21 protein-coding genes, 2 tRNA genes and 1 pseudogene are annotated in these 24,996 nt (G+C 37.4%); 3 read left to right on the top strand and 21 right to left on the bottom strand.

All coding sequences use genetic code 11. The features are described from left to right. Nucleotides 1–132: 132 nt before the first annotated feature. The 13 genes and pseudogenes from PLH43_RS06905 to proC all read right to left on the bottom strand — a co-directional run bounded on the left by PLH43_RS06905 (nt 133) and on the right by proC (nt 15,274). Nucleotides 133–804: a site-2 protease family protein gene (locus PLH43_RS06905; protein ID WP_324361458.1), complete on the bottom strand. Its 672-nt coding sequence runs from the start codon at nt 802–804 to the stop codon at nt 133–135. Nucleotides 805–828: 24 nt separating this feature from the next. Further along, nucleotides 829–3,465: a CBS domain-containing protein gene (locus PLH43_RS06900; protein WP_324361455.1), complete on the bottom strand. Its 2,637-nt coding sequence runs from the start codon at nt 3,463–3,465 to the stop codon at nt 829–831. Nucleotides 3,466–3,728: 263 nt separating this feature from the next. Further along, nucleotides 3,729–5,042 carry a diaminopimelate decarboxylase gene (gene lysA / locus PLH43_RS06895; RefSeq protein ID WP_324361453.1) on the bottom strand — a complete coding sequence of 438 codons (1,314 nt, stop codon included), beginning with the start codon at nt 5,040–5,042 and terminating at the stop codon, nt 3,729–3,731. A gap of 325 nt (nt 5,043–5,367) precedes the next feature. Next, on the bottom strand, nt 5,368–6,861 hold the full coding sequence (locus tag PLH43_RS06890; protein ID WP_324361451.1) for an IMP dehydrogenase: 1,494 nt from the start codon (nt 6,859–6,861) through the stop codon (nt 5,368–5,370). Nucleotides 6,862–7,113: 252 nt separating this feature from the next. Then, nucleotides 7,114–7,767, bottom strand: coding sequence for a LysE family transporter (locus PLH43_RS06885; RefSeq protein WP_324361449.1), 654 nt, complete (start codon nt 7,765–7,767; stop codon nt 7,114–7,116). Between the two features lie 197 nt (nt 7,768–7,964). Next, nucleotides 7,965–9,179, bottom strand: a complete 1,215-nt coding sequence (locus PLH43_RS06880; protein WP_324361447.1) for a D-alanyl-D-alanine carboxypeptidase family protein — start codon at nt 9,177–9,179, stop codon at nt 7,965–7,967. A gap of 91 nt (nt 9,180–9,270) precedes the next feature. Then, entirely contained in the window at nt 9,271–10,572 is a 1,302-nt protein-coding gene (locus PLH43_RS06875) for a pyrimidine-nucleoside phosphorylase (protein ID WP_324361445.1), read from the bottom strand. Between the two features lie 51 nt (nt 10,573–10,623). Then, nucleotides 10,624–11,193 (bottom strand): annotated as a pseudogene (locus tag PLH43_RS06870) (phosphopentomutase); the annotation flags it as partial. 153 nt (nt 11,194–11,346) lie between these two features. Next, nucleotides 11,347–12,231, bottom strand: a complete 885-nt coding sequence (gene xerD / locus PLH43_RS06865) for a site-specific tyrosine recombinase XerD (protein ID WP_324361443.1) — start codon at nt 12,229–12,231, stop codon at nt 11,347–11,349. 353 nt (nt 12,232–12,584) lie between these two features. Further along, nucleotides 12,585–13,214 carry a stage II sporulation protein M gene (gene spoIIM, locus PLH43_RS06860; protein WP_324361442.1) on the bottom strand — a complete coding sequence of 210 codons (630 nt, stop codon included), beginning with the start codon at nt 13,212–13,214 and terminating at the stop codon, nt 12,585–12,587. A gap of 187 nt (nt 13,215–13,401) precedes the next feature. After that, nucleotides 13,402–13,950, bottom strand: coding sequence for an NUDIX hydrolase (locus PLH43_RS06855; RefSeq protein WP_324361439.1), 549 nt, complete (start codon nt 13,948–13,950; stop codon nt 13,402–13,404). 27 nt (nt 13,951–13,977) lie between these two features. After that, nucleotides 13,978–14,418, bottom strand: a complete 441-nt coding sequence (gene rnhA, locus PLH43_RS06850; protein ID WP_324361438.1) for a ribonuclease HI — start codon at nt 14,416–14,418, stop codon at nt 13,978–13,980. A gap of 40 nt (nt 14,419–14,458) precedes the next feature. Next, entirely contained in the window at nt 14,459–15,274 is an 816-nt protein-coding gene (proC, locus tag PLH43_RS06845) for a pyrroline-5-carboxylate reductase (protein WP_324361436.1), read from the bottom strand. Nucleotides 15,275–15,414: 140 nt separating this feature from the next. On the opposite strand from proC, the gene PLH43_RS06840 reads away from it, so the two are divergent. Next, nucleotides 15,415–15,490: transfer RNA gene (locus PLH43_RS06840), tRNA-Trp, on the top strand. A gap of 380 nt (nt 15,491–15,870) precedes the next feature. Here the strand turns inward: PLH43_RS06840 and PLH43_RS06835 are convergent. From PLH43_RS06835 to PLH43_RS06800, 8 genes are all read right to left on the bottom strand, one after another. Beyond that, on the bottom strand, nt 15,871–16,971 hold the full coding sequence (locus tag PLH43_RS06835; protein WP_324361434.1) for an endospore germination permease: 1,101 nt from the start codon (nt 16,969–16,971) through the stop codon (nt 15,871–15,873). A gap of 13 nt (nt 16,972–16,984) precedes the next feature. Then, the gene (locus tag PLH43_RS06830; RefSeq protein WP_324361432.1) at nt 16,985–17,161 is read right to left on the bottom strand and encodes a hypothetical protein; all 177 of its coding nucleotides are present in this window, start codon (nt 17,159–17,161) and stop codon (nt 16,985–16,987) included. 3 nt (nt 17,162–17,164) lie between these two features. Next, the gene (locus tag PLH43_RS06825) at nt 17,165–18,475 is read right to left on the bottom strand and encodes a Ger(x)C family spore germination protein (protein ID WP_324361430.1); all 1,311 of its coding nucleotides are present in this window, start codon (nt 18,473–18,475) and stop codon (nt 17,165–17,167) included. Then, a complete protein-coding gene (locus tag PLH43_RS06820; RefSeq protein WP_324361428.1) occupies nt 18,465–19,574 on the bottom strand; it encodes an endospore germination permease in 1,110 nt (369 codons plus the stop codon). The genes PLH43_RS06825 and PLH43_RS06820 overlap by 11 nt, the downstream gene beginning before the upstream one ends. Nucleotides 19,575–19,607: 33 nt before the next feature. After that, on the bottom strand, nt 19,608–21,359 hold the full coding sequence (locus PLH43_RS06815; protein ID WP_324361426.1) for a spore germination protein: 1,752 nt from the start codon (nt 21,357–21,359) through the stop codon (nt 19,608–19,610). A 182-nt stretch (nt 21,360–21,541) separates the two neighbouring features. Next, a complete protein-coding gene (locus tag PLH43_RS06810) occupies nt 21,542–22,411 on the bottom strand; it encodes a protease modulator HflC (protein ID WP_324361424.1) in 870 nt (289 codons plus the stop codon). Between the two features lies 1 nt (nt 22,412). Continuing rightward, the gene (gene hflK, locus PLH43_RS06805) at nt 22,413–23,381 is read right to left on the bottom strand and encodes an FtsH protease activity modulator HflK (RefSeq protein ID WP_324361422.1); all 969 of its coding nucleotides are present in this window, start codon (nt 23,379–23,381) and stop codon (nt 22,413–22,415) included. A 162-nt stretch (nt 23,382–23,543) separates the two neighbouring features. Next, complete coding sequence (locus PLH43_RS06800; RefSeq protein WP_324361421.1) at nt 23,544–24,356, bottom strand: 3D domain-containing protein; 813 nt, start codon at nt 24,354–24,356, stop codon at nt 23,544–23,546. A 134-nt stretch (nt 24,357–24,490) separates the two neighbouring features. Between PLH43_RS06800 and PLH43_RS06795 the strand changes: the two genes are divergently transcribed. Both PLH43_RS06795 and PLH43_RS06790 read left to right on the top strand, forming a co-directional pair. Further along, nucleotides 24,491–24,568 (top strand) — tRNA-Pro (locus PLH43_RS06795). A gap of 191 nt (nt 24,569–24,759) precedes the next feature. Then, nucleotides 24,760–24,948 carry a hypothetical protein gene (locus tag PLH43_RS06790; protein WP_324361419.1) on the top strand — a complete coding sequence of 63 codons (189 nt, stop codon included), beginning with the start codon at nt 24,760–24,762 and terminating at the stop codon, nt 24,946–24,948. The last annotated feature ends 48 nt before the right edge of the window (nt 24,949–24,996 follow it).

Genomic DNA, 24,996 nt, shown 5'->3' with positions numbered 1-24,996 from the left:
GCCTGGCATCTTCTTTTTCAAAGATCATTTTGTTTCATTACAGGAATGCTCCTATATAAAATAAATCTTGTCATATGATTCTTACAGTAATAAATTATATCTTTTTTTTATATTAAAGTCTAATCATATTTTTTATACAATAAGCTTTATTATGGGTACAATTACAGCGAATATGGCACTTTGCACCCCATCAATAACCGGAGTAATTATTTTGTCCAGCCATCCGGTATAAGACAATAATATCAGAATAATAAAAGCAGTATTATGGTATTGCGAAATTTTAAAATAATATTTTGACGGCAAAACGGCAGTAAATATCTTAGAGCCGTCAAGGGGCGGCAATGGCAGAAAATTAAAAACTGCCAAAGCTATATTCATAATAAAGCCATAGAAGGCAAAATTATAAATAATTACCACCGGACTTAAGGGGCTATAATCCAAGGGATAATACTTTAAACTTACATAAGCAAGAGGAATAGCAAAAAATACTCCCAGAATAAAATTGGAAAGCGGACCTGCCAGACTTACCAAAATGGTACCGGCTTTTTTATTTTTAAAATTGGACGAATTTATAGGCACAGGCTTTGCCCATCCTATAAAACTGATTAACATCATGATTGTTCCCAGTAAATCAAGGTGTTTTAACGGGTCAATTGTAATTCTTCCTTTGTCTTTAGCCGTCGAGTCCCCTAAACGATAGGCAACATAAGCATGAGCCGACTCATGAACCGATATGGAAAAAGCAAAAATCATAAACCAGTAAATTATCAATTCCGGACTGTTTTTAAATTGCTGTAACAACATTTTCTTCTCCTTAAAAATACAATACTATTTTTTTTCTTCATTAATTATTTTTTTAAGAAACGCAAGCTCATCGTTATAGGTTTGCAGATTGCCGTTGAGTTTTTCTGCAAGAACCTTTTCAAGAAGGAGCGCATATTCAGGGCCCGGTTCTATTCCCAGCTGCTTTAAATCTTTGCCAGTTACCTGTGTTTTGATATCTTTTAGGCTATTTATATATAGGATTATTCTGGCGATTAATTTCTTTTCCCTGCTTAGCATACATAGCACGAGCAAAATTTCTACAGATACCCCCTTTAACTCATTATAAACATGATAATTGGACATATCAATATTTCCTGACAAATTTGAAAGTACCCTGTCTTTTACTTCAATGAGCTTTAGTATTTCGCTTTTGTATTCTTTTGAAAGCCTCATGTTTTCCGATAATTTGGAGGCATTTTCAAAGCTCATATCGGAATACAAGATTAGCAAATACAAAAGAGTCCTGTCTATAGCTTCTTGGGATTTTAACTTTTCTCTAAAATAAGCCAAATCTTCTTCGGCGTTTTTTAGAAGCTTCTTTAAACCGTCGGTAAGCTTGATTTCGGGATAAACCATTTTAAATATGCGCAAGTTTTCCATTCTTTCTAAAATAGCTAAAATATTACTTTCTTTCAGCATTGCAAAGAACTCAAAGTTTATTCTCTCGAGGCTTACTTTGCCAAGAATACCCGATTCTATTGCCTTTATCGCAAATTCTTCGGTTTTTTCCTCCATTTTAAAGTCATATCTTTGCTCAAATCTTATAGCTCTAAATATCCTTGTAGGGTCTTCCACAAAACTTAAGTTGTACAATATCCTTATAAGCCCCATCTGAAGGTCTTTTCTGCCCCCGTAGAAGTCTACTATATTGCCAAATCCCGATTTGTTGAGCTTTATTGCCATACTGTTTATGGTAAAATCTCTTCTAAAGAGGTCGTCCTTTATAGTGCCTCCTTCAACCACCGGAAGGGACGCAGGATATTCATAATATTCTTTCCGGGCGGTTACCACATCAATCTTAAAATCATCCTCCAGCACCACCACTGCAGTACCAAACCTATCGTGCTTTGTAAGTTGTGCTTGATAATGATTTGCAAGTTTTTCGGAAAACCTTAAGGCATCTCCCTCTACTACAATATCAATGTCGAAGTTTTCCTCTCCAAGTATGAGGTCGCGCACAAAACCTCCAACAACATATGCGTTCAAGCCCTCATCATCTGCAATTTTGCCCGCTTCAATAAGAAGATTTTTTACCCTTTTGGGAAGAGCATTTATTTTGTCGGACAGATTTTGATTTTTATGAACCAAGTTTTGACTGTCAAGATAATTCTTTTTATACCACCGTGGAGAGTTTTCACCAAAGAAAGTAGCGATGATATCCGACCTAGTAACAATGCCTAAAAGTTTGTTTCCGGACACCACAGGAAGCCTTCCTATGTTGTGCTCCACAAGAAGGTCCTCAATTGTCTTTAGCGGAGTTTCGGGATTTATCGTAATTACATTCTTTGTCATATATGCTTTGACGGGAGAGTTGCCAAAACCGTGCAAACGCGCCTTTTCAACATCCCTTCGGGATATAATTCCGCAAAGAATGCCGTCTTTTACCACCGGAAGTCCGGAATGACCGTACCTTAGCATTATCTTTCCGGCTTCATCTATACTGGAATCCAAAGAGATGGTTTTTACCGGTGAGCTCATTATATCTTTTGCTCTTTCCACCGGGCGAATATTTTCTCTAAGAATTTTTTCAATGGAGCTTAAAACTTTGTCAAGGTCGGCTTCATCGGATTTTCCCGAGCCTGCACCCGTGTGCCCGCCGCCGTTAAAGAAGGTCATTGCCTGCCCTACATCAATTTCATCTTCAAGGCTTCTTCCGATTATATATGTTTTGCCCTCCATTCTGAGAATTGAGAAGAAAGCATCGTAATCCCTTTCCTCCAGCAGCTTTCTTGTCAGAAAAGCCGCATTGTCTACATATTCCTCAGCTTCTGCCGCGGAAAAAGCCACTTTAAAGCCATTTATGTCTATGACTTTGATATTTTTGCCCATTTTTTCCAAAAGAACCTGCTGACTTAGGCTCAAAGGATTTGTCATATAATCATCTATAACCTGCAAATTGGCCCCCTTGGACAAAAGGAAGGCAAGGGCATTTGCATCCATTGAAGAAGTTTTTGGCAGCGTCAGACAGTTGGTGTCGGCGTATATTCCTAGGGCCAAAACTGTTGCTTCCAAAGGAGAAACTTCAATACCAAGTTTTTGAATTTCATCCACGAGCAAAGTAACACATGCTCCCACGTCTTTGATGAAGGTTTTCTGAGTTTCAATCATGTTTTCGGATAAAGGATGATGGTCATACACTAAGATATCAACATCAGGCTTGTCAAACAATTTGCCAAGGGGCTTTTCAAGCCTTGATTTTGAGTTTGTGTCCACAACAATTATTCTTTCAATTTGGTCTATATCTATGTCCTTTACAGATATAAAATTGAATGAGTCCCTGTACAGGTTTAAAAATTTTCTTACATCCTTTCCTATTATCCCCGGAAGCACCATGACAGCATGGGGATAGAGCTTGTTTGCCGCTATCATGGACGCAAGACAATCAAAATCACTATTTACATGGCCGGTTATAATATCCATTTTCATCTCTCCAACAAATACTCTTTACTATAAATCGTATCAGATATTGTACGAATTTAAAATACCGCGGTTTGATACTGCCTTTAAGGTTTCAACCGGGCAATATAAGCTTGCCGCCAAAAAAGCAAATCTATACCCGTAACTTTAGAAGTTTGGGATATTTATTGCTTTGTTATATGATTCATTATATCAGAATATATAAAAAAGAGCACAAAATTTGAAATGTGCTCTTTTTTTTATCATTTTATCTAAGTCTATTGATTTTACAGGTCTTCAGGCAGAATATCGTTTCTTATTATGTCGTCATAGTCTTCCCTTTTAACAATAATTCTTGCTTTGCCGTCTTTTACAAGTACAACCGGAGGTCTTGGAATGCGGTTGTAGTTGCTGGACATGGAATAGTTGTATGCTCCGGTGGCAAGAATCGCCAGAATGTCTCCCTCTTCCACTTCGGGAAGCATCACATCCTTACCCAGCAAGTCACCGGATTCACAGCACTTACCCGCAATTGTAACCTTTTCTGTCTTCTTTGCGTCAGCTTTGTTGGCAATAACACCTTCATATTTTGATTGATAAAGGGCATATCTTGGGTTATCGGTCATTCCGCCGTCAACAGCGATATATTTTCTTACGCCCTTGATATCCTTTATGGTACCGATTTTATACAGTGTTATTCCGGCAGAGGCAACGATGGATCTGCCCGGCTCCATCACTATAAACGGAAGCTTTATTCCCTTTTCTTCGCACACGCTTTTTACAACATTTGAAACCGATTTTATATACTGCTCATACTCTACCGGGTCATCCTCCTCGGTATATTTTATACCGAAACCTCCTCCGAGATTTAATTCTTCAATCTCTATTCCCAGCTCCTCTTTTAATTTTGCGATAAAGTTCAGCATTACTCTTGCTGCTTCCTCAAATGGACTTATGTCAAAAATCTGAGAGCCAATATGGCAATGCAGCCCCACTACCTTGACATTGCTGAGCTTTGCAGCTTCCGCAATTATTTCAATCGCCTCACCGTTTTCAAGGGCAACACCGAATTTGGAGTCAATTTGTCCTGTACGGATAAAGTCATGGGTATGGGCATCAATTCCAGGCTTTATTCTAAAGGAAATGTTTACAGTCTTTCCTTTTTCACCAGCGATTCTGTTTATATGAAAAAGTTCCTGCCTGTTGTCCACTACTATCCTTCTTACGTTGCTGTCAATTGCCAGCTCCAATTCGCCAATAGTCTTATTGTTTCCGTGAAAATAAATCCTGTCCATGGGGAAACCTGCTTTGATTGCAGTGTATAGTTCTCCACCCGATACCACGTCCAGTCCGAGACCTTCCTGGGCGGCAATTTTGCATATTGCCATTGTGCAGAAAGCCTTGCTGGCATAAAGCACCAGACCTTTTCCGTCATAATATTTGTCCAACGCATTTTTATATGCACGGCAATTTTCCCTTACAAGACTTTCATCCATTACATACAAGGGAGTGCCGAAATTGTTTACAAGATCAACACAATCACATCCGCCGATTTCAAGGTGATTTTTAGCGTTAACCTTTAAAGCCTTTGAAACAAACATATTTTCCACCTTCCACATTTACATTAAAATCAATACCCCAACTAAATTAAAATTATAAAGGCATTCCTTTATATAATTAATATACATAATCGTAGCATTAATATTTGCAAGAGTCAAGATAAAATCCTGCAAAAATTCTATGAATTGCTTATTTGTGCCTTTTTGACGCTTGGAATTTATATAAAAATTGCAATATTTTTCTATTGTATATTATATATTATACTAACACAAGTTTTATGGGTATATTCTATTTAAAATAAAATTGTGCCCCGCACAGGTCTTATTTCTGTATGACCTGTAAGAGGCACAAATTCTAAAGCGTAAATCAATAATCCTTGTCTTTTAATATAACGTCGTGGGCTCCACCTTCTATTATGCTTGTGGAAGACACCAAAGTTAATCTTGCGGTTTTCTGAAGCTCACTTATGGAAGCTGCACCACAGCTTGACATTGTAGCTTTTATCTTATTTAACGTAATTTCAAGGTTGTCGCTCAGTTTACCTGCATAGGGCACGTAACTGTCCACGCCTTCTTCAAATTTCATGCTTGTGCTTTCTCCACCATGGTCATAACGCTGCCAGTTTCTAGCCCTGTTTGAGCCTTCTCCCCAGTATTCTTTTACATAACCGTTTCCGCTTTTAACCTTCTTTGTAGGGCTTTCGTCGAATCTTGCAAAATATCTTCCCATCATTACGAAATCAGCACCCATTGCCAGTGCCAATACAATATGATAATCGTGAACAATACCGCCGTCAGAGCACAAAGGAATGTAGACACCGGTTTTCTCAAAGTATTCATCCCTTGCTTTTGCCACTTCAATAACAGCAGAAGCTTGTCCTCTTCCGATACCCTTTTGTTCACGGGTTATGCAAATGGAGCCTCCTCCGATTCCTATCTTTACAAAATCGGCTCCTGCCTCTGCAAGATACAAGAAGCCTTCCCTGTCAACAACATTTCCTGCGCCGACTTTAATATTGTAATTTGATTTTATATAATCCAAGGTATATTTCTGCCATATGGAGAATCCGTCGGATGAGTCTATACAGAGAGCGTCAACTCCTGCCTCCACCAATGCTGGTACTCTTTCTTTATAATCTCTTGTGTTTATACCTGCTCCCACTCTAAGTCTCTTATTGCTGTCAAGCAGTTCGTAAGGGTTTTGCTTGTGGTCGTCATAGTCCTTTCTGAAAACCAAATAGTGAAGTCTTTGCTCATCATCAACAATAGGAAGACAATTGAGTTTGTGGTTCCATATTATGTCGTTTGCTTCGCTTAAACTGATACCCAACTTACCTACAACAAGCTTAGAGAAAGGTGTCATGAAATCTTTAACTTTTTTATCCAGAGGATCCCTGCTTATTCTGTAATCCCTTGTAGTAATCAATCCGAGAAGCTTTCCTGAAGATGTGCCGTCGTCAGTTATTGCAATAGTGGAATGTCCTGTTTTGCTTTTTAAGTCAATGACATCCTTTAATGTGCTGTCGATAGTAAGATTTGAATCACTGACAACAAATCCCGATTTATATTTTTTTACTTTTCTAACCATCTCAGCCTGGCTTTCAATTGCCTGAGAACCATATATAAAAGACAATCCTCCACATCTGGCAAGAGCTATTGCCAATGTATCGTTGGACACTGACTGCATAATAGCAGATACAATAGGAATATTTAGCTTCAGACTGCAATCTTCACCTTTTTTAAACTTTACCATGGGAGTGCTCAGGTCTATATTATCCGGAGTACATTTTTCCGTTGTAAGGTTTGGTATTAGTAAGTATTCACTAAAAGTTCTTGACACATCGTTATAGATGTAAGCCATGCTCTCTTTCCTCCTCATATAAATTTAAAATATTTTATATCATTTTTTGTCTAATGTCAAAGATTTTTTTTACAGCTTTGCAATTAATAATCAATATGCAATAGATGAAATATTAAGGTAAGCATAATATTTCCTGCCGCTTTCAATATTAATCATTTCTTTCTAATTAATATCCTGCCTCTTAGCTTACTTAATATTCGGTATACTTTTATAGAAGTAATACCGCCACAAATGAACCTGTGCATTAATTTTTTACATGATACTGCTTGAAAGCATTTTCCATCCGCTGCTTATAAAATAGAACGAAAAGGCTATAATAAATATTCCCAATAGCAAAACAATCCGTAAATACACGGTATCGCTAATAAGCTTCTTTCCTTTAGATACTGCTATGGATATCACGGTGTACCATACAAAGTCCGATAAAATATGCCCTACATAGAAAAACAAAACCCCAATTAGTCCTAGCTCATAAGCACGTCGTATTGATTCCATCCCCGTTGATGCCCACCAAAAAATAAAATAAGGATTGGTTGCACTTATATATATTCCTGACAATACAAGATTTCTTATGTCTGAGCTATTCCCTGTTTTTTGGCTGTTTAGTGAAACCGATTTATTTATAGCGGACTTTACCATATCATAGCCCATCCATGCAAGAAAAAGACCGCCAAATAGTCCGATAAGCCCTGAAACTGCCAAATTGGAAAAGAAATCTTTCAATCCCAATATCATGAGCACAATTAATAAAAGCTCCAGGATTCCGTGCCCGAAAACTATCAACGGACCGGCTATCCATCCCTTTTTAAAGCTCCCGTCTATTGTAATTCCCAACATAGGTCCGGGCATAAATGCTCCTGTGAAACCTATAATAAAAGCGCCGATGAGTATTAACAACAAAGCCATGTTTATCAATCCTTTTAATACGTTTCACATTTTCTTTGGCCGCAATTTTTAGTTAATAATAATTATATCTAAATATCCTCGTATTTCAAAATTTTTTTCAATCAATTTGACATTTGCTATATAAAAAACAAAAAACCGTGTACCCTGTAAATTGGGCTGACACGGTTAATTATTGCCTGATTATTTAGGTGATTTCTTTAGCTCCTTCCAAGATTAAACCAGCTTGACAGCATAGTTACAAACAATTTTCCAAAAGAGGCTTTTTGTATATCCCTGTCGGAAACAAGGTCCACTTTTCCGATTTCTCTCTCATCGACTTTATAAACTACTTCACCAACCTTCTCACCTTTTGATACCGGTGCCGTAAGGGATCCTTTCAATCGCACTTCCCTGATTACTTTGCCTTTATCGCTTCTTGCAAGAAGAAGCTTTACATCATCACTGTAAAGGGCCTTTATCTTTGGAATTAATGCTTTTTTAACTTCAATTTCGCTGACTATTTCACCTTTTTTGTTCACCTGGGTAGACTCGTAATTGGCAAATCCGTAGTCTAAAAGCTTTCTGGTTTCAGCAAATCTGGTGTTTGAATCCGGTTCACCCAATACTACCGAAATGAGCCTCATGTTGTTCCTTGTGGCAGTTGCCGAAAGGCAGTGGCCTGCTGCCCGGGTAAATCCTGTTTTAAGTCCGTCACATCCTTCGTAGAAATGAACAAGCTTGTTGGTATTAACCAGCTGAAATTCTCCGTTTCTAAAGGTATCCATCCAGATTGAAGTAAACTCAAGAATTCTCGGATGGTTTACAATAAGCTCCCTCGACATAAGTGCCACATCGTATGCCGTGCTGTAATGCCCTTCATCCGTAAGCCCGGTACAATCAAGGAAATTAGTATTGTTCATGCCAAGTTCCTTTGCCCTTTCGTTCATGAGTACTACGAAAGCCTGCTCGCTTCCGGCTACAAGTTCGGCCAGAGAAACGGTTACGTCATTGGATGAGTGGGTGGCAACTGCTTTTAAAGCATCTTTTACAGTATACTGCTCGCCCGGCTCAATATAAGCTTGAGAACCTCCCATACCTGCTGCATATTCCGATGCTGTGACTATATCATCCATGTTGATTTTTCCGGAGTCAATTGCTTCCATTACCAACAGCATCGACATGATTTTTGTAACGCTTGCTATGGGAAGCTTTTCATGGCTTCTTCCTTCCAAAAGAACCTGCCCGGTAGCAGCATCCATTAAAACATAGCTTTTTGCTTGCAACTCAAATACATTGGTATTTGTCATTATTTCGGCAACAGTTTCAACATCGTATACCGACTCGCCGACAGCCGGAGCAGAAAGAACGGATATTGCCGTTATGTTTAACAAAAATACTGCAGCTATAACAAAAATTATGACCTTTTTCAACACCTAAAGACCCCTCCAAGCATTTATCATTATTAGATTTTTATGCTTGAAAAAGCCTATATATACTTATTTTAAAAAAGTTTGTACGTTTCTTTTAATCAATAACACAATGAATGAATTTTACAGGCTCAGGCTTTTTGTCTTTTATGACAAAAGCACTTTTGGAAAGCTCTTTGGCATCATTAATGTCCGTCTTGTTGGTATGAAGTATGCAAAGGGTGTCTCCTTCATCAACCCAATCGCCGACCTTTTTTACCATTGTGACACCTGCCGAAAAGTCTATACTGTCATTCTTGGTCTTTCTTCCTGCACCAAGAAGCATTGCCGAAACACCTATGTCTTCTGCATTAATTGAGTTTACATAACCTGACACCGAAGACTTGATTTCTATGTGCTTTTCTGCCTTTGGCAAAAGGTCAGGATTGTCCACCACTTCGGGATTTCCTCCCTGTATCCTGATGAATTCCTTTAGCTTTTCCACGGCCTCTCCGGATTCTATCAGTTCGCGCATTTTCTTATAGGCGGATTCATAGTCCGAAAAAGCACCGCCTAATACTGCCATATAGGACGCAATTGTCAATGCCACAGTTGTTTCATCTTCGGCGCCGCGGCCCTTTAATATCCCTATTGCTTCTTTTACCTCATTGGCATTTCCCACTTCATGACCTAAAGGCTGATTCATGTCGGTTACAACTGCAACAGTTTTTCTTCCCAGAGACTTCCCTATTTCCACCATCGTCTTTGCCAAAATCACAGCTTCGTCCACCGACTTCATGAAGGCTCCGGAACCCACCTTGACATCTAAAACAATACAATCGCATCCGGACGCGATTTTTTTACTCATTATTGAGCTTGCAATAAGCGGAATACTGTCCACCGTACCGGTAACATCCCTTAAAGCATATATTTTTTTGTCCGCAGGGGTGAGATTTGGCGATTGGCCCACTATAGCCATTTTATATTTGTTCACGTTATTTACAAATTCGTCTTTTGAAAGCTCTGTTCTAAAACCTTCTATAGATTCCAATTTATCAATTGTTCCACCGGTGTGCCCCAGTCCCCGGCCGGACATTTTAGCAACGGGAATTCCCACGCAGGCACAAAGCGGAACTATTACAAGGCTAATCTTGTCTCCCACGCCACCGGAGGAATGCTTGTCAACCTTGATGCCTTCAATCATCGATAAATCAACGGTTTCTCCGGAATTTACCATGGATAAAGTGAGGTTTGCAATCTCCTCCTTGCTCATTCCTTTGAAATATACAGCCATCAAAAATGCAGACATTTGATAGTCCGGTATCTCACCCATTGTATAGCCTTGGACGATATAATCAATTTCAGAAGCAGATAAATTCTCTCCACGCTTTTTTTTGTTTATTAAATCAACTATTCTCATAATTTTACCTCCGAAAGTATTCATAATGCCTTACAGGATGCTTGAAAGAAAGACTCGTCCTACAGCATGCTCACCTGAAAGAATTTCTCTTGCTTTCTTGCACATGTCATAGAGCCTTTCAATCGGTATTACATCTTCATGAGCCGCTATCTGAAACACACTGTCGGCGGATGTGTACACAATTGGATAACCCGTCTTTACATGCTCATCTCCTAACAACTTGATTATCTCTGTTCCGGATGCTGCAACATTTCCTAAAGTCTTGGTTCCTATACTGTCTTCAAATTTTTTAATTACATCCTCGGGAAATCCATTCGGATATACAGGGAAAGGTATGTCCAATATTAGACCGGCAATTTCCCAATGCCCTGTGGTTGTGTCCTTGCCGGCGGATTTTTCTGCCATTCTTCCGTAACAGCCAACAGGGTTTTTTGAAGGCTTATAGCCTGTCATGCCGTTGATATTTTCCTGGTCCAAAGATTCAAGATTTGGCAGGTTAAATCCCGGTATGTTTTTTAAAATATTTCCCAAAGTATTGCTGCCTTCATCGCAGTATTTCCCGGCATCGGGAAGCTCTCCCATGCCTACGCTGTCCAAAACAATTATTATAGCTCTTTTCATCGTTTGTTTCTCCTTTGTCATTAATGAAGGTTGCTATTTCATTTTACTTCAAGCAGCTAAATAAGAAAGGTAGGATATTTTTATCCCACCTTCTTATTATATTACAAATATTAAATTTAATAAATCATTCTTTATTTGTTTAAAATTGTTTATTTAAGCTCTAGGATGAGTCTTTTTATAGATTTCCTTTATTCGGTTTTTTGCGAGTTGTGCATAAATCTGCGTCGATGAAATATCGGAATGCCCGAGCATTTTTTGTATTGACCTAAGATCCGCACCGTTTTCAAGAAGATGTGCAGCAAAGGAGTGCCTCAGCGTATGGGGAGTTATGTCTTTGCTGATTTTAGCCTGATTTTTGTACTGCTTTATTATCTTCCAGAACCCCTGTCTGGTCAGCCTTTTTCCGTTTATATTCACAAACAGAGCCTTTTCGTCAGGTCTTTGTATTAAAAGATTTCTTGACTTCGACAAATATTCGCTCAAGGCATTTACGGAAATCGACCCGATAGGGATAATCCTTTCCCTCGAACCTTTGTTGCATCTTATGAATTGCATCTCGAGGTTTACGTCATCCAAATCAAGGGAAATAAGCTCGGAGACTCTTATTCCGGTAGCGTAAAGGAGCTCAAGCATTGCTTTGTCTCTGTATCCCTTTAAGTCATCGCACTTCGGCTGCTCCAAAAGAAGCTCCACTTCTTTTGTCGAGAGAATCTGCGGAAGTTTCTTTTCTACCTTCGGCGACTCCAGATTTTCTGTAGGGTCTTGAGATATTATCCCCTTTTTGGTCAAGTATTGATAAAACGACCTTATTGATGCAAGGTTGCGGGATATGGTGGAAGTTGCCCTGCCTTTTTTTTGCAAGTGCAAAAGATATGCTATAACAGTAGTTTTATTCGTATTTGCAATATTTTGAACTTTCATATCCTTTAAATATGTTATGTACTGTTCTATGTCTCTTTTATACGATTGCAAAGTGTTAAGAGACAATCGTTTGTCATTTTTTAGGAAATCCAGAAAATCCAGCACTAATTTTTCCATTAGCATTCTACTCCTTCTTATTTACAATATTTATTTTAAATATAAAATTTTCTTGTATGATAATTGCACTAAATTGTATAAAAATGAATTATATCTCAACTTTTAACAGATTAATTGCTGAACATTTCAGTTACCAATAATATTATTCATCCTTTACATTATATAAAAATTTCTAGTTACAATGCAATATTTTCCCATGTTATGTAGAATAATTTGGTACATTGAATAATTTTCTCATTTTTTTTTGTGCATTACTTACAATAAAATAGTATTTATGCATTTATAATTATGATTATTTTAATTATTTTAACTAACTCAGTTTTGCGTAAAAATATACTTTGCGTATCTACCTTTCAGGAAATCATCATCCTCATAAAAACCGGTGAAATATATGCTTCTACCAATATTCCTGCAATTATAAAACACGAAAAAAACAAAGTAACGAAACAGTAGGCAAAAAAGCTCGTTTTAAGGCTGTCTTTTGACATTTGCTTTGATGATTTGTTCTTGACAATGTTAAGCGAAAATTTAATTCCGTTTACCCCAAGGGCAATAATACACGGGACAACAATTATTTCCTTTGGAAGAATTGTCAAGAATGTAAACATAGCACCTTTAAAGCCCATAATGTAAATTATAAAGCCCGATGTAAATCCGGTGATAAAACCTCTTATTCCAATAATAAGGTATATAAAGGGTATACCGATGATGGTTACTCCCAGAACCCATAACGCAATCACCAATCTGGCATTATCCATAATGGATATTCTTAATATTTCGTTGCTGTCAACCCATTGATGCTCAAAAAGCTCTAAAAATCCTTGAAAGTAATTTATCAGCTCATTTCTTTGAAGCGAGCTTAATCCATTAACAGTAAAAGCTCCTGCAGACACCCCTCCGATATACATCATTAATAGAAAGAAATAAGTGTTTATATTGTTTTTTATATGTGAAGTTAAAACCTCATATATCTTCTTTATCATTTTATCCCCTCTAAGCTTTTTTATTGCAGCTTTATTCAGATGCTGCCAGGCAATTGCCTTTTACATTAATGATTCTATGCTTAAAAACAAAAAAAAATTACAATACATCAAAATGTATTGTAAACTTTACTTAAAAAACGGCTTGTATATTTTGCTTATATTGTAATGTGCCATATCTTCCTCTGTCTTATAGCTTTATTTCTCCCTTGACTATTTTCTCTGCCAAAAGTATACCTATTATTGTTTTGGCGTCGTTTATTTCATTGTTTAGGACCATTTCCACCAGCTTGTTTATGGGAACCTTTTTTGAGGAAATAAACTCATCCTCATCGGCACAGGCTTCTCCCTCATGAAGTCCGACGGCCGCATATACATGTAATATTTCATTGGTAAAGCCCGGTGCTGAATAGTAGCTTAAAATATGCTTTATTTTATCGGCTTCAAGGCCCGTTTCCTCTTTTAATTCCCTCCTTGCACAAACTTCAGGATCTTCACCCTTGTCCAGCTTTCCTGCAGGCAATTCCAAAAGCTCCTTTTCAACAGGCTTTCTGAATTGCCTTACCATATAAACGTCATTATTATCGCTTATGGGGATGACAACCGATGCTCCCGGATGCAAAACCACATCACGGGAAGCTTCTTTTCCATTGGGAAGCAGAACGTTAACGCTTTCCACACTTATAATATTGCCATCGTAAACGCGCTTTTTTGACACGGTCTTTTCTTCATAGTTCATTAGAATATATCCTCCTAAAATAATAAATTATTTCTTGTTTTTCTTGATTTCATCCGTAGCAAGCTTGTCACACCTGTTGTTGTATTCATTGTCGCTGTGTCCCTTTACTTTAATCCATTTAATTTTATGAATACTGCTCAGCCTGTCAAGTTCCTTCCATAGTTCGACATTTTTTACATCTTCTTTACCAGAAGTCTTCCAGCCGTTTTTCTTCCACTTTTCAATCCAGTTCAACAAAAAAGCATTTACAAGATAGGCACTGTCGCTGTAAAGGTCCACTTCGCACGGTTCTTTTAGCATATTTAGAGCATTAATGGCAGCCATAAGCTCCATCCTGTTGTTTGTAGTGTCCTTTTCAAAGCCGGACACTTCTTTTTTATGATTTCCGTATATCAGTATTGCTCCCCAGCCCCCGTCTCCCGGATTGCCGGAACAGGCACCGTCAGTGTAAATACTTACTTTTTTCATGGCAGCTCCTTGTGTATTTTGCATTATTAGGGTTTTAAAATTAATCGTACATCTTGCCTATCTCTAAAGCTTTTTTGGTACATTCATCCATTGCTTCAATTACAGCATGTCTGAATCGATTTTTTTCAAGAGAACGTACAGCTTCAATGGTAGTACCGGCAGGTGAGCATACCTGGTCTTTCAACTCTCCCGGATGCTTGCCTGTCTCAATAACCATTTTGGCAGATCCCAAAACAGCCTGGGCGGCAAGCTTGTATGCCAGACTTCTTGGTATTCCCGAAAGAACAGCGGCATCGGCCATTGCTTCAATAAACATAAAGACATATGCCGGACTGCTGCCGGTAACTGCCGTTACTTCGCTCATCAGTTTTTCTTCCAAGAATTCTACTTTACCGAAGCACTCAAATATTTTTTTTACTTGTTCGGCCTCTTTTTGGTTAACATTTTCGTCACAACACATCAAAGTCATTCCTTCTCCTACCAGCGCAGGAGTATTAGGCATTGTCCTAATAAACTTTTTATCCTCTCCGATTATATTTTTATAAAATTTAATCGGTATTCCCACTGCAACAGAAACCAGTATTTTATTATTGTCAATAGCAGGCTTTATATCATTAAGAACTGCTTTAACCGTGTTGGGCTTTACTGCAAGAATAATTATATCCGCTTTTTGGGTAGTCTCAAGAGCACTGTCCGAAATGGTTATTCCCGCATTTTCCTTCAAAACGGAAAGCTTGTCCTTGTCGACATCGAAGACTAAAACATTTTCTGCAGGAACAATACCGGATTTTGCTATACTGGTTATCATAGCATAGCCCATATTGCCTGCGCCGATAAAACCGATTTTGTTGTCCATTGTTCTTCTCTCCTTTAACAATAACTGGGGTAAATTTATCCTTTTCTATCTTACCACAAACAAGAGCAAAAATTACACAAAAAATTTCTTAAAAAGCATTGACATAAAAGTAAAGCTGTTGTATACTAAAAAAGCGCCGAAGGGGTATAGCTCAATTGGTAGAGTAGCGGTCTCCAAAACCGTTGGTTGCGGGTTCGATTCCTGCTGCCCCTGCCAAAAACCTGTTTCAGAAATGAAGCAGGTTTTTTATTTACTTAAATCCTTCATTCCAAACCCAATAAATAAAGGTGCATTAAAATATGCACCTGACAAAATTTAAAGGGGGCAAACCTATGATTAATATTTTCATTGGGTTAAATTAATATTACCCTAATATAGTATATGACATGACACATTCACATACGCTTTTGTTAAGCTTAGATTATAATTAATAACACTTTTTGTCAATAGTTGTAACACGATTGTAATATATTATTCATATTAAGCGAAAAAAGTGTCAAAAACTTAATTATTCCCCAAGAAATGTTTTTGTATTATTAATCAACAAGCGTAAAGCAATCTTCATTCAATTGCTTATTTTACATCCTTTTTATCCGTCAAGAAGAGTTGCCGCTTTTTTCCCTTCTTACGGCTCTTGTAACAATTAAAAGCACAACAGGAAGTATAAAAACTATTATCCATATAAAGTTTCTAAAAATCCCGGATTCCAACGATATGATATTCATCAGCCTTTCCGGTATAAGGCTTGTACTCATAATCACCAATGCAAAGGGCAATATAAGAGGTTCATAATAACGAAGGCCAAAGGTCTTTTTAAATACATGCAACAGAAAATAAAACGCTGTGCTCAAATACATAAAACCTATGGTTGCCCAGGTAATGACCAGTATACTTTCTGCTCTTTCGAAAAAACGTCCGAATTTTATGATACGGGCAAGTTCATATGCCGGCAGCAGATCACCCGTCGAAATCGGATAGGGATATATGCTTACAAACGAAAAGGTAAGACTTGTAAGTACCAATGAACAGATAACAAGACCAATAAAGCCTGTCTTGTTAAAAACATCTGTTTTTTTTATAAAAGGCGGCAGTAAAAACAAAAAAATTAATTCGGCAAAATCGGATATTCGAACAGCCCCTTTTACAAATACATTATAAGAGCCCAGGCCTAATATGGGTTTGATATTATCAATGCTCATAGAGGGTATCAAAGCGATAATAAATAATATAAAGCTTATTACAGTAACGGGAACAATTATTGCCTGAAACCTTATCAAAGCTTCGATTCCCACATAAGCACTTATAATCATGCCAAACACAAAAAATAGCATAACAAATCCTATTGGAGATATTGTAAATCCCATCGTTTTCATTTCTTCGCTAAAACTTCTAAGGTAAAATGACAGCAAAGCAATAAGAAAAATTAATATTAAAACACCCAACAGGATTTTTAAGGCTTTTCCGCCCAAAATGCCACCAATGTCAATAATATCCTTGTCTTCGAATTTGGAATACAGCTTGCTTACTATATAAAAGGCTATAATGACAAGAAGTGATATATATATTGCCACAATCCATGCAGCCGGGCCTCCTATTTTGGCCATAGCGCTCGGAAAATTCAGTATGGCTTTTGTTGAAATCATGGTAATCATGAGGCATATAGCTTCATGGCTTCCAAAAGTAATGTTATTGTTCATACCAAAACCACCTTTAATACCTTATATAGAATACATATATGGGAAGAATGACAGCAGCCAGTGCAACAACAAAAATCATAACGGCACCAAGCCTGTTTTTTTTATCCCATGTCCACTTTCCGTAACTTATTGTCTTTATAAACACCCATAGCAAAATTATTGCCAAAATAACCCGTAATATGAAAATCATAATTTATTCTTCACCTACCTCAATACCGGTTGCAGGATATGTCCTTAACATAAGTCCGGGTCTTCTTATTTTTAAATCGACATCGACTTCAAATTTAGACTCAGGATACTTTTCTATCCAGTTGAAATTTATCCATTCATCCCAGGTCAAGAATTTCCCTTTCATTTCTTTTCCAAATCCCGGAGTATCACTTTTAAACTCTTTTGCAGTCTTTTCAAGCATTTTAGCAAGATCTTTTTCAATAAATTCCTCTGCCGAATCTTCAAGTATTTTCACTTTGTCTATGCTTTCATAATTAATACCGCTTTGTATTGAAAGAATATCTGCTTCAAGGTAAATCTTTACTTTAATATTGGGTTTTTCATCTATCATTTCAACAGTTCTTTTAGGCTTTCTGTTTTGCCTTATACTAAGGAGAACTACATAGTCCTCTGCTATAGGGTCAGGTATTGTGACATAAGAATAACCAAAATCCCCTTCCAGCATAAGTTGAAGCTGGGTTTCCTCCCCGTCAAACTCTCCAACCATTTTTGCGCCGTTAAAAACAGCAAGTCCCATTATTTCCGACTTTATTGTACCTACCTTTGGCATATCTCCGGCTTTGAAATCGCCTTCCAACGGAAAATCCCTTCCTTTTTCCCTGTATGTGGAATTGTCCATATTTATGTCATCGGAATTTTCAAACTTGCTTATATCAGCCAAGACTGCCAAAGGCTGGCTGGATTCACTCACCATATTCTTGTAGAAATTCACAAGAGTAGTGTTTGACGAAAAACCTGTATAGGAGTAGGCACTCAGAACCATCTCATAATATTTTGCAGGATTTGATTCCAGTTCCGGTTCTACTGCCCTTAAATATCTCTCTGCAGCATTTCCGCTGCCTCTTGCCACCAAAAGGTAGGAATTTGGCCTGAACTCTCTTCCTCTCATAAGGGAATTTACGTATTTTTCAATGCCTTCCCTTGCCAGTTCCTCGGAAAAAACAAGAACCTTTATCTGTGACATATTAAGCTGTTTACTGACATAAGTGTTTATCATATTCAACCCCGAATAAATCGATGGTGCTTCAACGGTTGTATAGGATACGGATTCTTTACCTCCGCCCCCTCCTCCGCCTTCTCCTCCTCCGGCCACTTTTGTCGGAATCGCTATTTGCAAAGTCATTCGGATAGAACGGTTTCTTCCTTTATCAAGTCCGATAGCTATAGGATTGACCAAATCGTCTACCTCTCTTTTGTCAAAGCATCCTGTCATGGAAAAACACATAATAAGGACAATAAGTACTATGAAAATCTTCCTTGTTTTACTTCCCATTTTTAGCCATCCCTCTCTTTTTTCTTTTCACAAGTCTTGCAATTACCAGAAGAATCAATGTCATACCGAAAGTAATTATCCAAGAGTAATACCTGATTATCTTGTTATCAATATACATTATCTCTATCAGGCTTTTGGGTATGAGACTTGATGCAAAAATTATCAAGGTAAAAGGAATTATAAGCGGTCTATAGTACTTGAGTCTAAAGGTTTTTGAAAACACATATACTATAAAATACAACCCGGAGCTAAGATATATCATACCTGCCAGCGACCATGTAAGCAAAAAAACCGACTCAATTCTTTGAAAGAACCTTCCGTACTCCAAAACCCTTGACAGTTCAAAAAAAGGAAGAACACTATTAGCGGAAGTGGGGTATGGAAATACAAGCAAATATGCAAGAATTCCCAAGGTTAAAACCACACTGGATATAATAATTGCCAATATGCCAATTTCTTTTATATCTTTATAACCTCCCATAAAAGGAGGTATGAAAAAAAGAGGAAGGAGCCCTGAATATATTGATATTCTCGGCAGGCCTCCTACAAAGATATCATATGGACCCGTACCAAGAATCGGCATAATATTTGAAAACTCAAAATTTTTGACAGAACCTGCAACAACTATTATGATCCCAACAGCAACAACAGGAACAACAATTGATGCACTCCTTACCAAGGGTTCTATGCCGTAATAGACGCTAATTATCATCCCTAAGGTAAAGAACAGCGTTATGAAACTAACCGGAGATTGGGTAAAGCTTATTATCTTTATATGCTCAGTATATTCTCTCAATTTTATTGAAATTAAGAAAACGGTATCAATCACGACTAAAAGGCCGACAATAATCCTTATGATATTTCCTCCGACAAATTCGCCTATATCCAATAAATCTTTTCCTTCAAACGCAGAATAAAGCTTTGCCATTATAAGAAAAAGGCATAATGTGATTATGGAAACGTAAATGGTCATAATCCACCCTGCACTTCCCACACTATTTGACATAATGCTCGGGAATCCTAAAATCAACTGGTTACATATAAGTACTAGCAGAATTGATATCGCTTCTCTTTTTCCGAAAATTACTTTACCTTCCACAGAAGTCCTCCTATCGCAATGTCTTAATATTTATTACTTTTTCTTGTTGCCTTTTATCCATTGCCTTGATATTTTAGGCTGTTTTCGAGTATCCTTGGTATTTAAAAAGTCAGGCCTTTTTTCCTGTTTCCAAATAGGCGACCTAAAGAACTGGTCCTGAAAACCGCTATTGGTCTTTGGTCCGAAAGGTGCCATAAAAGGCACTCCGAAAGATTTTGCATTACACAGAATAATGCTTTGCACAAAAAGCCCAAAGGTAATTCCCAGAAAACCTGCCATAGCTGCAAGAAAAACATAAGCAAACCTCAAAATTCTAAAAGAAAAGCCCAGTGAAAAATTTGGTATGGCAAAAGAACCGATACCGGTAACTGCAACCACAATTATGAGAATCGGGCTTACAATATTTGCTGCCACTGCAGCCTGGCCCAGTATCAAAGCACCGATTATGCCAAGAGTTGGACCTATAGGACTGGGAACCCTAAGACCTGCTTCACGAATAAGCTCAAAGGCAAATTCCATTATGATTATTTCCACCACCGACGGAAAAGGCACTCTCTCCCGAGAGGCTTCTATGGCAAAAAGAAGGTCTGTCGGAATCATTTCATGATGATAATTGGTTATTGCCACATAAAGCCCCGGTAAGAGCAGTGACATAAATATGGCTATAACTCTCATTACCCGAAGCAGGTTTGCATATGGAAACCTTACATAAGAATCTTCAGCCGACTGGAGAAAATCATTATTGGTAGTGGGCATTACAAGAGCAAAGGGGCTTCCAGACATAATCACTGCCACTTTTCCCTCTGCAAGCATGGATGCCACTCTGTCCGGCCTTTCCGTAGCCACTATTTGCGGAGTGGACATTATGGTATTGTCCTCTATATACTGCTCCAGTTCTCCAGTGTCGAATATGTAATCTGTTTTAATGCTTTTAAGCCGTCTTCTTACTTCGGCTACTAGAGATTCATTTGCAATGTCCTTTATATACAGCATTGAACAAGGAGTTTTACTTCTCGCTCCTATTTCAATACTTTCTGCCACAAGGTCTTCGTCTTTTAATATTTTTCTGATAAGGGCAGTGTTTACCCTAAGTATCTCATTGAAGCTTTCCTGGGGACCCCTTATAACAATCTCGTTATTGGGCCTGTCTACCGACCTATGCTGCCATCCCTTTACATCACAAGCATAGGCAGTTTCTATTCCGTCGATAAAAACCCCGCAGCCGCCAAAATTAATTTCCCCAACAATTTCATCGAACTCGCGGGATACTTTTACCTGATTGTGAGTAACCAAGCTTCTGTGAATATATTCCGAAATATTGTTCTCTCCGTCTTTATCTTTTATATCAAGGTTTGAAAGAAGCATTAACGGCTGTAGTATATTAAGATTTATAAGCATGCCGTTAACCATCCCGTCGTAAAATATAAGGCATGCGGGAATTTTTTTATCTTTCACTACAATATCAAACTCTCTTAGGACTACGTCCCCATTGGTAGGAATTGAAAATCTCTTTTTAAGATAATTGACATTTTCGTCTAAGTTTTTGCTCACATATACCATTTTTTCAGGACTGTCGTTTTCATTTTTGGAATCGCCGTCTTTCTTTTCTCCATTTACAAAAAAGTTTTTAAACAAACCTTTTTTCTTTTTTTCAGGAGCTTTTTCATTTGCGCCTTCCCCGCCGTCAATTTTTTCAGACTCCTTTTCCTTCAATATGAATTCTTCTTGGGGCTTGGGCTCTTTAAAAGCAAAAATGTCTTTCATTAGTTTTTTAAAATCAGCCATATATTACACTCCTTAAGGAAATCTAGTTACAATTCAAGCTATATATTAGTTTTGGATAACATATCTAATCATATTATGGTTCGCAGAACTTTTAAATATACAAAAAAAGAGTACTGCTTTATATCAAATAATGCAGTACCGCTTTTCTTTTTAATATTTTTGCTTTTACATTCGGAGGAGATTTAATTGTCAATATCCTTAAAATATTTTGTGATGGGAGAGTCTAAAGGAAGTATAAGTGTTTTTTCTCCTTTAAGAGACGCTTTCATTGCTTCAAGTGTTTTTATATATTCGTAAAACTCTTTCTTTTCGCCTGAATATGCTTCGGAAAGAATCTTGATATATTCGGCCTCCCCTTCACCGATTAGCTCTTGTGCACTGGCTTTGGCTTCCGATATGATGATGTTTACCTGTTTATCCACTTCATTTTTTATTTTGTTTGCCTCGTATTCACCTTCAGCCCTGTACTGTTCGGCTATTTTTTCTCTCTCGGATATCATTCTTTGGTATACGGTCTCTTCATTTTCAATGGGCAAATCCAGCTTTTTTATTTTTACATCATATACGGTAATACCATAACCGCTAAGCTGTCTTGCCACTTCATCGGTTACAATTTTATCGAACTCTCCTCTTCCCGACAGCTTTTCGTTTATTATACTGTTTTGCTCAAGGGTACCCATAGTATTTTTTACGGTATTGTAAACCGCAGCATCAATTCGTCTTTCCGCTTCCGATATATAACCTATGGACTTGACAAACTCCACAGGGTCGGATATATACCAGATAATATAGTTGTCGATAACCATATCCTTTTTGTCCTTTGTCAATACGTTCGATGCCGGAAGATTGTAAAGTATTTTTTTATTGGGAAGGGTTAACTTGCTGTCAACAAAGGGCATCTTGAAATATAATCCGGCGGAGTCTTTTGTGTCGATGATTTTTCCAAACCTTCTTATGCACACATATTCTCCTTCTGTGACAATAAACATGCTTGACAACAGTATAATTAGTGCAAATACCAATACACAACCTGCCAATATCTTTTTTATCATTCTATTCGCCCCCTTCCGAATTAAATGGCTTTAGCGGAACAATCTTTTGCACACTCGAAGAATCGTCTTCAATATAAACCGTGATATCCGGGAGTATCTCTTCCATTGTTTCAAGATAAAGTCTTGTCTTTGTTATATCTTCGAAATTCTTGTATTCCTCATACATTTTTAAAAATTTAGCTACTTCTCCCTTGGCCTCATTTATCTTCGTCTGCTTTTGCGATTCTGCATTACGCAATATGCGGTCGGCCTCTGCCTGAGCTTTGGGAATCTCCGTGTTTTTATATTTGTTTGCTTCATTCATTGCCGTTTCCTTGCTTTGCTTTGCATTCTCCACATTCTTGAATGCCTGCTTTACTTCTTCTGTAGGTGGTTCCGAATCCTGTATTTTTACATCGAGTACCTGTATTCCGATATCATAGATATCAAGATATGCTATCAACTTTTCCTTGATTTCGTTCTCAATGGCAATTTTTCCGCTGGTAAGCACATCGTCAATAGATGTAGAACCTACAACAGAACGGGCGGCACTTAGGCTGGAGTCCCTAAGAATACCTTTTGGATCCTCGGAATTAAAAAGATATTTTTTAGGATCGGAAACTTTCCATTCAATGAAAAAATCAATTTTTACTATGTTAAAATCTCCTGTAATCATTTTTGATTCTTCATCTACAGTTATATAGTTGCCGTTCCCCTGATCTCTGTAGCCTAGCTCAAGCTTTTGAGTCATTTGCACCGGCACTTTTACAACCGATTGTATCGGGCGCGGCAGTTTGAAATGAATTCCGGCTCCCTCTATATTTGTGACCTTTCCGAAGGTAAGCACTACAGCTTGCTCCTGATCGGTCACAGTATAGAATGAGTTGAAAAAAAGAAGTGCAAAGGCTATTAATGCAATTACTCCAACGATTAATTTAATGGGAGGCTTTGCAACTTTTTTAAAATTTCCTCCCACGTTTATTACTTCCATTTCGTTACCCCCTTGCTAAAAAATATGTTTTAAAGGTTTATGCTTTGTTGTTTTTACTCCTATTCTATTAATAGTCGTCAAACTCCTTTGATTTAACAAAAAAATAATAATAACGCAAAAAAAAGAAGTGCAATTACCGCACCTCTTTTTCTGGAGCCTTTTTTATAGAGAGATATCTTCAACCTTTCCATCACCCAATTTTACCAAATAGACATCCCAATAATTAGCTCCCAGTTGATTTGCAAAGTTTTTGTCGAATACTGCAAAGTCGAATCTATATTTACCTTTAATTGCACTACCTGTATCCATAGCTACTGCATAACCCAACCCTTTAATATAAAATACGGTTCCAAAGGGCCAGTAATTTTTATCAATTGCAATCGATATCCCGGGAATAATCGGTTTTCCGGAGTTGGTTATTCCGATATCATTGCCGCATTCCTCTTTAGACGGAGTATATGCCGTTCCTAAGAATTTTCCGATGTATTGTCCTCTTTCAATAGAGCTTTTTGAGCTTATTCCTTTAAATTCCGTATAGTTCTGAGGCTTTACACCTGCTGCCGCAGCCAATTTTAATGTATTTTGAAGTTCTATATTGTCCTCCACCAATTCCTTGTTTATTCTTTCGATATCCTCATTTTTCTTCTTAAGCTCCTCGATTTCCTTTTTTATACTCTCATTCTCACTTAAAATCTTGCTGTAATCTTCTTTTAACAATGCATAGTCATTTTTCAAAGTTTCATTAAGAGTTTCCAGGCTCATATTTTCCTCAGATATGGTTTGAACCCTGAGAAATGTGTCCTTAAACTGGGTTTTTGTATTGTTGTACCAATTGTATATTATAATGTTGTTTACGATGAGACTTATTATTACAACAAGTAAAAAATATATTATTGTTCCGTATATTTTATTTATCTTGCTGGGTTTATTGCATTTTTGAAGCTCAGTGGATGATGGTACATCATCGCTAAGCATATTTTTGTCCTCCTTAAAAAATTTTGGTTATTTTTATTTTAATTATCATCATCTTTTGAAATTTTTATACATTAAAAATTTTAAATTTACATATTTACAACTAAAAAAGAGTATGCTATAATTATAAAGCAAATCGGGGTGTAGCTCAGTTTGGTATGAGTGCTTGCTTGGGGTGCAAGAGGTCGCTGGTTCAAATCCAGTCACTCCGACCATTGAAAATAGCGGCTTTCAAGTATTTTGAAAGTCGCTGTTTTTATTTTTTTACCCCTATTGTACCTAAATTTGCATTTGATTTAAAAATGGCTTATCGGTATAATTTAAAATTGTATAAGTTTCATCGAAAGCATTTTCTATATAAAAACTTCCCTTTGAAATCTAAATTTTAAAAACAAGGAGTGATAGCGTGAAAAGGTTTATAGCTGTGCTAACTTTTGCAGGAGCCTTGCTGCTTTCCGGATGCAGTGGTTTTGTCCCTCAAAAGGCAGTAGAAAGCACTCCTTCCCCAATTTATAGTATTTCAAAAACTAATGCTCCTAAGGCTTCTGACATTTCGGAAGAAACTAATGTAAAAATATTTGACATAGGTTGTTAATGCTATTCTAAAATTGTACCACATACCGGTAAAAAAATAGGCCACCTT

The sequence above is a fragment of the Acetivibrio sp. genome (assembly GCF_035371925.1).
Lineage (GTDB): Bacteria > Bacillota > Clostridia > Acetivibrionales > Acetivibrionaceae > Hungateiclostridium.
Note: the sequence above shows the minus strand (reverse complement) of the source record. Positions and strands in the feature narration are given on the sequence as shown.